9 protein-coding genes are annotated in these 9,991 nt (G+C 38.9%); 1 reads left to right on the top strand and 8 read right to left on the bottom strand.

The window, feature by feature from the left end:
- Nucleotides 1–105: 105 nt before the first annotated feature.
- Together ACFSY7_RS16455 and apf are read right to left on the bottom strand one after the other, a co-directional pair.
- Complete coding sequence (locus ACFSY7_RS16455; RefSeq protein ID WP_380148731.1) at nt 106–918, bottom strand: alpha/beta fold hydrolase; 813 nt, start codon at nt 916–918, stop codon at nt 106–108.
- 124 nt (nt 919–1,042) lie between these two features.
- Nucleotides 1,043–1,726 carry an aggregation-promoting factor gene (gene apf / locus ACFSY7_RS16450; protein ID WP_126989599.1) on the bottom strand — a complete coding sequence of 228 codons (684 nt, stop codon included), beginning with the start codon at nt 1,724–1,726 and terminating at the stop codon, nt 1,043–1,045.
- Nucleotides 1,727–2,285: 559 nt separating this feature from the next.
- On the opposite strand from apf, the gene ACFSY7_RS16445 reads away from it, so the two are divergent.
- A complete protein-coding gene (locus tag ACFSY7_RS16445) occupies nt 2,286–3,683 on the top strand; it encodes an aminotransferase class I/II-fold pyridoxal phosphate-dependent enzyme (RefSeq protein WP_380148729.1) in 1,398 nt (465 codons plus the stop codon).
- 155 nt (nt 3,684–3,838) lie between these two features.
- Here ACFSY7_RS16445 and ACFSY7_RS16440 read toward each other — a convergent pair whose 3' ends face one another.
- The 6 genes from ACFSY7_RS16440 to guaA form a co-directional block, all read right to left on the bottom strand.
- Nucleotides 3,839–5,164 (bottom strand): radical SAM/SPASM domain-containing protein, encoded by a 1,326-nt coding sequence (locus ACFSY7_RS16440; RefSeq protein WP_126989601.1) that lies wholly within the window; start codon nt 5,162–5,164, stop codon nt 3,839–3,841.
- A 262-nt stretch (nt 5,165–5,426) separates the two neighbouring features.
- Entirely contained in the window at nt 5,427–5,567 is a 141-nt protein-coding gene (locus tag ACFSY7_RS16435; protein ID WP_126989602.1) for a GMP synthase (glutamine-hydrolyzing), read from the bottom strand.
- A gap of 125 nt (nt 5,568–5,692) precedes the next feature.
- Nucleotides 5,693–6,352, bottom strand: a complete 660-nt coding sequence (locus tag ACFSY7_RS16430) for a helix-turn-helix transcriptional regulator (RefSeq protein ID WP_380148727.1) — start codon at nt 6,350–6,352, stop codon at nt 5,693–5,695.
- A gap of 10 nt (nt 6,353–6,362) precedes the next feature.
- Nucleotides 6,363–7,499 carry a trans-sulfuration enzyme family protein gene (locus tag ACFSY7_RS16425; RefSeq protein WP_380148725.1) on the bottom strand — a complete coding sequence of 379 codons (1,137 nt, stop codon included), beginning with the start codon at nt 7,497–7,499 and terminating at the stop codon, nt 6,363–6,365.
- Nucleotides 7,496–8,245, bottom strand: coding sequence for a gamma-glutamyl-gamma-aminobutyrate hydrolase family protein (locus ACFSY7_RS16420; RefSeq protein ID WP_380148723.1), 750 nt, complete (start codon nt 8,243–8,245; stop codon nt 7,496–7,498). The genes ACFSY7_RS16425 and ACFSY7_RS16420 overlap by 4 nt, the downstream gene beginning before the upstream one ends.
- 181 nt (nt 8,246–8,426) lie before the next feature.
- On the bottom strand, nt 8,427–9,980 hold the full coding sequence (gene guaA / locus ACFSY7_RS16415; RefSeq protein ID WP_126989606.1) for a glutamine-hydrolyzing GMP synthase: 1,554 nt from the start codon (nt 9,978–9,980) through the stop codon (nt 8,427–8,429).
- Nucleotides 9,981–9,991 lie beyond the last annotated feature (11 nt).

Genomic DNA, 9,991 nt, shown 5'->3' with positions numbered 1-9,991 from the left:
GGTAATTCCCAATTTGCGCATAAAAATAGAGAAGGTGATGTCAAATTCGACATCACCTTCTCTATTAAAGACTGGAATTTCTACTTATGTCCCAGCCTCTTCTTTTTATGCACCTACATATTGGTCAACGAATGCGAGGAGCATTTTATTAAACTCCACAGGTTCTTCTAACTGAGGTAAATGACCAGATGTTTCAAATATATAGGAATGGCCTGTTTTAACACGCTTAGCGCATTCCTGTGCATGTTGATGTGACCAATACGCGCTATGTTCACAACCAACAAATAAAATCGGCACTGTTATTTGAGGTAATACATCCAACCAATTTTCAAAGAAGTGATTAAATAATAGTGGCTTCGTTACAATATAATCAAACTGATGGTCTTGCTTTTTATAATGGGCAATTTTCTCCCGAAGCACGATATCAATCTCTTTGAATGTAGCTTCTGGTAAATCGCGCGCTAGCGTCTCATCGAAATTATCGTATGTGACATCATACATACCATATTTCCACGACTTATCATTAATCATTTTCGGTGTTTGGTCTATAGACATAATCGCTCGTACATTTTCACTACCATGTAGCATAATGTAAGCGTAAATTGCTGACATCCCCTGTGAGTGGCCAATTAAGATAGGTTTTTCTAACTTCAGTAGTTCAATCAAATCGTGTAAATCTTCACCATGACGCGCAATATGCTGACCATACGTAACATTTTGTGAGGCACCGTGGTTTCGACGGTCAAAGCCAATTACACGAAAGCCGCCATATGCAAGTAGCGCTTCTACTTGATTAAACCATGATTTTGCATTTCCGCCGTAACCCGCAATTAATACGATAGGCTGTCCTTCTCCGATATCAAAATAGGAAAGTGTTGCTTGGTCACTTGTAACAAAATAATTCATTTGAAATTCCATGCATGCTTCACCCTTTATTCTAGACATTTATCTATTTAATACCCTTTGAAAAATAGCGGTAAACGGCATAAAAAAAGAACCGCGCAATAGCACGATTCTCTAATTTATTCGACTAGACTACTTCCTAGTACCAACCGTTTTTAACCCAGAAAGATTTAGCTGCTTCCCATGAACCGTAACGTTGTTTAACATAGTTGTTTGCAACGCGTTCTTGGTTAGCTGCAGAGTAATCACCATTTAAGTATGATTTATCTAATTGGTAGCGACCGATGTATTTACCAGTTGCGCTACGTGCTGAGTATGAACCACTTGATTCTTTGTTTGCGATCCACTCTTTAGCTGAGTTAGAACCTGCTGATGCTGAAGTTGTACGTTTGTATGATTGAGTAGCTGGTTTTTTGTAAGTTGCTTTTTGTGTATAAGATTTCTTAGCAGCCGTGTTTGTGCTGTATGATTTTTGCGTGTTGTATGCTGGTTTTTTATACGTTGATTGTGCTTTGTAAGTTGTTTGTGTTTTAGGTGCACTGTAAGTTGTTGTGGCTTGAGAAGTCTTTGTTACAGCTTGTCCTTTTGAAGGAATTGTTAAACGTTCACCTACATAGATCATATTAGGGTTTGCAATTCCATTTGCTGAAGCAATACTGTTTACTAGAGAGAAGTCACCAACATATTTTTGAGAAATCTTTGCTAAAGTGTCTCCTGACTGAACTGTATATGCTGTTTGTGCGCTCGCATTTGAAGCTCCTGCAAATGCTGCTAATCCTACGGCTAATGTTGTTCCGGCTACTAAAGCTTTGATTGATTTCATATTAAATAATTTTCCACCTTTTTTTAAGTTTTGTCACTTTCACGTCTCGTCTTGCACGCTTATATTTTCCTGCGCTTCGTTTTGCGCTCGCTTGTTTTAAGCTGAGATAAGATTACCATGCTGAATTTTGACATAGAAGTCGGAAATATTACAAAAATATTAAAGGACATGCCTTTTATTACAAATTGCAGTAATTTATAAAGACAATTCAGATTATTTAAGTCGTTTTTTATTCATTTTTTAATGTTATTCGATAAAAAAAGGGTTTATATGGTTTTTATAAAAAGAATAAAAAAAAATGAAAAATAATAAATTTCTTGTATTTTTTTAAATTCTGGGTGTTTTCTTTAACTTTTTTTACTTTTTAAGTATAAAAAAGGAATTATTTTTAACTTAATTTGTAAATAACATTTTCGTTTTTAAGCTAAATGTATGGTTCATTCTTTTATTTTTTTTAGCACCTTATGTTTTATAAGTAAAAGGCCTTAAAATTACTTAAAATGAGCTTATTACATGACGCTTTCTTCTATAATAAAGAAATTACGAGAGGAGCTTTTCAATGAATCAACAACGAACACCGCTTTTTGATAAGCTAAAAAACTATGCATCAAGTAAAACAACGTTTCATGTACCAGGGCATAAAAATGGTACGGTATTTCCTACATGGGCGCGTACCTACTATCAATCTCTTTTACAAATCGATGCAACAGAGATTACTGGAATGGATGATTTGCATGCACCAGAGGAGGCCATTTTAGAAGCACAGCAATTATTGCAAGATCACTATCAATCTCAAAGAAGTTATTTTCTAGTAAATGGCTCGACTGTAGGAAATTTAACGATGATTTTAGCAACACTTCAAGCTGGAGATTTTGTACTTGTCCAGCGCAACTGTCATAAATCGATTTTAAATGGTCTTGAGTTAGCTGGCGCACACCCTATTTTTCTCGCGCCTTCCTATAACAGCGACTGGCAGCTTGCAACAAGTTTAACAACTAATTGTGTCAAGCAAGCGTTCAAACAATTCAAGGAAGTAAAAGCGTTGATTTTAACCTATCCAAATTATTATGGACTCGCTCAGCAAAATATTAGGGAGCTCATTGATACCGCACATGATTACGGGGCAATTGTTTTAGTAGATGAGGCGCACGGAGCTCATTTTACATTAGATAGCTTTCCAAAGAGTTCTCTTCACTTTGGTGCTGATATAGTTATCCAATCTGCTCATAAAACCTTGCCTGCCATGACAATGGGCTCTTACTTACATATTGGAAGCCAGCGCATAGATTGTGCACGCATTGAACATTATCTTCAAATGTTGCAGTCTAGTAGCCCTTCTTATCCGATTATGGGGTCTCTTGATCTTGCTCGGTTTTATTTAGCCACTTATATAGAAGAAACTCCATTAATACAATCGATAAATCGATTCAAGAAAGCACTCAATTCACTTGAAATGATTCGAGTAGTAGAAGCTCCTGACAACTATTATGTAGATCCTTTAAAGGTAACCATTCAATCAACACAGCAAGTAAGTGGCTATACGCTCCAAGCCGCTCTTGAATCGGTTGGTATTTATCCAGAACTTGCAGATCCTTATAATGTGCTATTTGTTTTACCTCTCGCTGTTACGGATTATACGGAAATACTTCAAAATATAGCTGTTGCCTTAAAAAATTTAGCAAAAGAAAAACTGCCTACTATACAAAGTGTTCCTTCTCACACGACAATGCTCGCAATGAGTTATGCAGAGCTACGTAACGCCTCAACTGAATTTATCTCAATAAAAGAAGCGAGTGGACGCATTAGCGCTGAAATGGTGACGCCATATCCACCAGGAATCCCGCTTATTATGTATGGTGAAAAAATAAGTGATACGCAACTGGAGGCACTTTCAAACTATGAACGATTTCATGGTGGTGAAAAACTAGCAGAAGGATTACTACGTGTCATCCAATAAAAAATGAGCCACACAATCATGCGTGGCTCATTTTTATATTAGTTTAAGTTACCTGGTACAGTCTTCATGATGCGACCCGAGTTTACTTTCTTCACGGGTGTAGTTGCTGGTCGTAATACACGCATATTGTCACCTCCCTTCAAAGAATCATTAGATTACACTTCTTGTAAGCTGTTTTTCCATACAAGATTCAATACTTTTTTAATATTCTTCTTCTCTGAAGGACATGGACGTTCTCCGGATACAACACGGTACCATGGGCAGTGATTGCCCTGACAAGCTGGGCGGAAGAAGCACGACTGACAAACCGTATCTGTTTCTTCTCCTGACAATAACCATGAAGCGATTTTATCGTAATCTAAATCCATCGTACCATCTGCATTAATATGCCCAACTTTATTCACTTCTTCGTCAAGCACTGTCGTACATTTATAAAGTTGACCGTCTGAGCCGATTACCATTGCATTAGGCTTTGCAGCGTAGCATACAGCAGCAGTTGGATTCAGTGCACCTTCAACCATATTACTCATCGCAAGCCCTTTATCGATTGCTGTTTCTGTAAATTCCCAGATTTTTTTATTCGCTGTAATATGTGTGCATGTTGGAATTTCCTCATCGTTTGGACCACCCCAGCGCCCTACTGGACGGAAGAATACACCAAAACGTTTATCCTCTGCAAAATGTTCTTTTAAGAAGTCAATTAAATGTTCTGTTTCACGTAAATTGTCTTCGTCAAAGTTGATGCGGATTGTCATATTGAAGTCACCTTCAACATCACGTAATGTTTTTAAGTTATCTACAATTCGCTCAAATGAGCCTTGGCCCCCAATCATATGACGACGTGCATCATGGACTGCTTGCACACCATCGATTGTCACCATATATTGAGAGACATTCCATGATAATAGCTTTTCAAATGTTTCACGATTTAAGAAGTAACCATTCGTTACGACATCTGCGGAATAATTAATATTATTATCCGCCGCAATCGTCATATATTCTTTAGAAAGCTCTTCGATGATACCAAGCTCAAGCAATGGCTCACCACCAAACCAGCTAATGTGTAAATCATTCAATGTTCCTGCACGCTCAGCTACTAATGCTTTAACGCCTGCTTTTGTTTCATCTGTCATACGCCCTTTTGCAAAAGACTCATAACAGTAGCGGCAGCGGAAATTACATTGCTCCGTTGTCATTAAAATTAAGTGCAACATATCGGTACGGTGCATCGATTGGTGTAATAAATCGGCACGTTGCATTTCATTTACCGTATCCTTGACGATAAAGCCACTCTCAAATAGCGCTTGCTTTACTTCTGTATCAAGTGCTGTCGAGCCTTGGCGTTTCAGTGCTGTCATGACTTCCTCGCGTTCGCCTGCTTCGAAGTTCACAATAGCGCCTGTATAGCTGTTATAAACAACTAACCCGCCGTCCTCTGTTTTTGTTAATGCGTTAAATTTTGATGGTATGTATGTTACCATGCTGATTCCCCCTCATTCATTTCACTTTCGCCAATGAAATGATGTTTTTTGGCCTTCTAAACCAACTGGAGAACATAAAAAATCCACTCATATTTTCATTGCTAAATAAGAGTGGATTGTAGAAATAATCGATTGAATTTGAATGGATGGCTTTTTGCCTGAACAAACGCGGTGCATACAATCCTAAATGGGACAGATTTTGTCTATGACAAAGAACCGTGCAATTAGCGATAAATGCTGCGCTAGATTCACTTCAATTAGACTATTTCCATTCAGTTGTTGTAGGTGGCTTAGAAGTAATATCTTCTTGTACACGCATTGCTCGTTCAACTTCGCCTGAAATACGTGTCATGACAAATTCAATTTTATCGAACATGATTTTATTGATTGTATCATTTCGCATGCCTTTTCCCTCACAACTGTTTAGAATCTAATTGGTCGTACATTTCCGTTTATTACGAAGATGCTATACACAAATGCGTACACCCTTCGTAGATAAATTAAGTGTATCGGTCTTAGTACTAGGTGTCAATGCGTTTTTTTTATTTCCTGAATGTATTTATAAATACTAACCTCCGACATTTGAAATGCTTGTGCAACTTTGACAATTGCATCTTTTAATTCAAAAAAGCCTCTATCATGTAATACCTCAACTATTTTGATTTTTTCACGTTTCAATAACGGCTCATTCTGTAAATTGCGCCCATTCGTCAATTGTTGAATTGTATCTTCTACCACATGATCTGCATTCAAATAAAAATTTTCGGTAATTTCCTGAGGTGGTCGCTTATCCACTTTTTCTCGCTGAATCATCGCAAGTCCCTCAGTCAAAAGCTGCTCAAGTGTTTGGAGCTGTGCGTTATCACGATTAATGCAAATCATCCCGATCAACTCACCTAATTCATCTTTAATAAAGAAACTAGATGACTCTAGTGTTAAACCACTAGCTGTCATCGTCTGATAATTTGTAATGAAATCCTGCTGCTCATACCCTTTTTCACGTAAGATTTTAATTAAAAAATCTGTCGCTGGGGCCCCGATTTCACGACCCGATAAATTATTTTTAATATACACAACCGATGACGTGAGGCCACTACCGATATCCTGTAGTACAATTTCTGAACGTGGCCCGAGTACATGGGATAAAAACTCTAATAAAGGAATATATTTTTTTAACTCCGGATTCATCTGTTCACCTCTATTGTAATGCCTGGGCTAAGTCTTCGAGTAAATCTTCAATATCCTCAATGCCGCAAGATAAACGTAATAGTTCATCACAAATTCCTTGATTTAAACGTTCATGCGCAGGTAAGCACGCATGGGACATTGTGGCAGGGTGTGATAAAATCGATTCCACGCCACCAAGACTCACTGCTAAAATCGGTAGCTGAACACGTTCTGTAAAACGAATCAAATCCTCTTTTGTATGTAGCTCAAACGATAAAACAGCCCCGCCATTTTGTGCCTGCTTCATGTGAATAGCCTGTCCTTTATGATGCGCTAATGTTGGATAATAAACCTGCTTCACCTGTGGATGCTGTGCTAAAAACTGCGCAATCTTTTCAGCATTTTCAATCGAACGCTCCATTCGAAGCCCCATCGTTTTCATACCTCGTAATACGAGCCATGCATCCTCTACGCCTAAAATAGCTCCAAAGTTTTTTTGGTACAGCTTTAATTTCTCGTACAGCACTTCATCATTCGTTGCCGCAAGCCCTGCCACTACATCACTATGACCATTAATAAATTTCGTCATGCTCTCAACGACAATATCTACGCCGTACCCAAGTGGTGATTGGTGAAGTGCCGTCATGAATGTATTATCCGCCGCTGTTAAAATCTCATGCTTTTTCGCCAGTGCCACAATTGCTTCGATATCACTGATTTTCAGCAGTGGATTCGATGGTGTTTCTACATACAGCATCGCCGTATTGGATTGAATCGCCGCCTCAACTGCGTGAAGATCCGCAAAATCAACAAAAGTTGTTTCAATATGAAAATTCGGCAATACTTCATTTACAAATTGGCAGGTGCCGCCATATACTTCAGTCGGTAAAATAATATGCTCACCAGCCTTTACAAGCATTAACACATTCGAAATCGCTGCCATGCCTGATGAATAAGCGAGTGCATAGCGCGCATTTTCAAATGATGCTAGCGCCTCTTCTAGTGCATGAACAGTCGGATTACCAAAGCGTGTATACGAGAATTGCTGTGAATCGTCATAAAGCTTTTGCTGATGAAACGTCGATGTTTGGTATTTTGGAATGGATGAGGCGCCTGTGGATACATCAATTACTGGATAGTCATGTAATAATTTTGTGTTTGTTTTCATTTAGATTCTTCCTCCCCTCTAGCATGGTCAATAAGCTGTTGGAATAGGCGATTCATTAGCGGCTCACTTTTATGAAGCATTTCTGGATGCCACTGAATACCTAGAAGAAATGGATAGCTCGCATGTTCAATTGCCTCAATGGCCCCGTCTGCTGCAGTTGCGCTAATGACGAACTCTCTAGCTGGGTGCTTAATTAATTGGTGATGAAATGAATTCACACGTAGCGTCTTCTCTTGTAAAATTCCTTGTAATATCGTTCCTTCTTCAATCGTCACCGTATGGGTCACAAGCTCTGGATTATGGCCCTGCATATGCTTAATTGTCGTATTTTCACGATGCGCTAAATCCTGCCACAAGCTGCCACCATGGCACACATTAATGACCTGTGCCCCGCGACAAATACCTAAAATCGGAATGCCTTTCTTTTTCGCAAGCTCGATTAATGTAAATTCAAATCGGTCGCGTGCTGGATAAATGTCACCAAGCGCAAGCTCTGGCTCCTCATCATAAAACTGCGGACTAACATCATGACCACCAGATAAAATCAGTGCATCAATCGTGTCGATATAATTTGCAATGACCGCTTCATCCTCTACAACCGGTAAAATAAACGGCGCACCCCCGTTTTGCACGACCGCATGAATATAATCCTCATTTACATAACTTCTACGATATCCTGGAAATATTCCACCTTGGTCAATAATGACACTGCCTGACACGCCAATAATCGGTAATTTCTTTTCCAACACACTCACCTCTTATAATTTTTTATAAGTAATTTATAAATAATTATAAAGAAAAGACGTAAAAAGTTAATGAGGCGATGGCATTTAGTTTCGAAATAAGATTAGGGTTCAAAATAGCTATATACTGTTTTAAAGCATTAAAAAAAGACCCTCGCATGATGCGAGAGTCTTTTCATTTATCTTATTCCCACTCGATTGTAGCTGGTGGCTTAGATGTAATATCATACAGTACGCGGTTGACGTGGTCGACTTCGTTTACGATACGTACAGAAATTTTTTCAAGTACGTCGTAAGGAATACGTGCCCAGTCAGATGTCATACCGTCGATAGATGTTACGCCGCGGATACCGATTGCGTAGTCATACGTACGGCCATCGCCCATTACACCAACTGAACGGATGTCTGGTAATACGCAGAAGTACTGCCAGATGTCGCGGTCAAGGCCGGCTTTTTTGATTTCTTCACGTAGGATGAAGTCCGCATCACGTACGATTTCTAATTTTTCTTCTGTTACTTCACCAAGAACACGGATACCTAAACCAGGACCTGGGAATGGTTGACGCCATACAACAGCTTCTGGAAGGCCTAATTCAAGACCAAGTGCGCGCACTTCATCTTTGAATAATGTGTTAAGTGGTTCGATTAATTCAAATTTCATGTCTTCAGGAAGACCACCCACATTGTGGTGAGATTTGATTGTTTGTGCTGTTGCTGTACCTGATTCGATGATATCTGTATAAAGTGTACCTTGTGCTAAGAAGTCCATATCTTTAAGCTTCGCAGATTCTTCGTCAAATACGTAAATAAATTCGTTGCCGATAATTTTACGTTTTTGTTCTGGGTCAGAAACGCCTTTAAGTTTGTTCATGAAGCGATCACGTGCATCGATTTTGATTAAGTTCATATCGAAGTCTTCTGTGAAAGTTTTCATTACTTGTTCAACTTCACCTTTACGGTTTAAGTTGTGGTCTACGAACATACAAGTTAATTGGTCACCAATGGCTTTGTGGATTAATACCGCAACAACTGATGAGTCAACGCCACCTGAAAGTGCGCAAAGAACTTGTTTGTCGCCAACTTGAGCACGGATTTTTTCGATTTCGATTTCGATGAAGTTCGCCATTGACCAGTCGCCTTTACAGCCACAGATGTCTAATGCGAAGTGACGAAGTAAATCGTTACCGTATACAGAGTGACGTACTTCTGGGTGGAATTGTACAGCGTAGAATTTGCGTTCTGGGTTTGCCATCGCAGCGATTGGGCAAGAAGCGCTTGTTGCGATTGTTGTGAACCCTTCTGGTGTTTCGGTTACTAAGTCACCATGGCTCATCCATACAACTTGTTCTTTCGGTGTATTAGCGAATAATGCATTCTCTTCTAATACGTTGATTTCAGCTTTACCATATTCACGGTGAGCAGCTTTTTCTACTTTACCGCCTAAAGTGTGAGACATTAATTGCATGCCGTAGCAAATACCTAAGATAGGTAAACCAAGTTCAAAAATTGCTTCATCAATTTTGAAAGCATTGTCGTCATAAACTGAGTTTGGACCACCCGAGAAAATGATACCTGTTGCGTTTAAGTCTTTTAGTTCTTGTGCAGTAATTGTATGTGCGTGTAATTCACTATAAACACCGAATTCACGAATACGACGTGTGATTAATTGATTGTATTGACTACCGAAATCAAGAACGATGATTTTTTCTTGATCTTTTAGTTGTGTACTAGCTGACAACTTATTTCCAC

Source organism: Kurthia populi, from assembly GCF_042686175.1.
GTDB classification, from domain to species: domain Bacteria; phylum Bacillota; class Bacilli; order Bacillales_A; family Planococcaceae; genus Kurthia; species Kurthia populi.
Note: the sequence above shows the minus strand (reverse complement) of the source record. Positions and strands in the feature narration are given on the sequence as shown.

Excerpts from the sequence above, each read along its gene's own strand:
- ACFSY7_RS16455 (WP_380148731.1), bottom strand. The coding sequence starts at position 918 with ATGGAATTTCAAATGAATTATTTTGTTACAAGTGACCAAGCAACACTT.
- ACFSY7_RS16435 (WP_126989602.1), bottom strand. The coding sequence starts at position 5,567 with ATGCGAAATGATACAATCAATAAAATCATGTTCGATAAAATTGAATTT.
- apf (WP_126989599.1), bottom strand. The coding sequence starts at position 1,726 with ATGAAATCAATCAAAGCTTTAGTAGCCGGAACAACATTAGCCGTAGGA.
- ACFSY7_RS16440 (WP_126989601.1), bottom strand. The coding sequence starts at position 5,164 with ATGGTAACATACATACCATCAAAATTTAACGCATTAACAAAAACAGAG.
- ACFSY7_RS16445 (WP_380148729.1), top strand. The coding sequence starts at position 2,286 with ATGAATCAACAACGAACACCGCTTTTTGATAAGCTAAAAAACTATGCA.
- ACFSY7_RS16430 (WP_380148727.1), bottom strand. The coding sequence starts at position 6,352 with ATGAATCCGGAGTTAAAAAAATATATTCCTTTATTAGAGTTTTTATCC.
- ACFSY7_RS16425 (WP_380148725.1), bottom strand. The coding sequence starts at position 7,499 with ATGAAAACAAACACAAAATTATTACATGACTATCCAGTAATTGATGTA.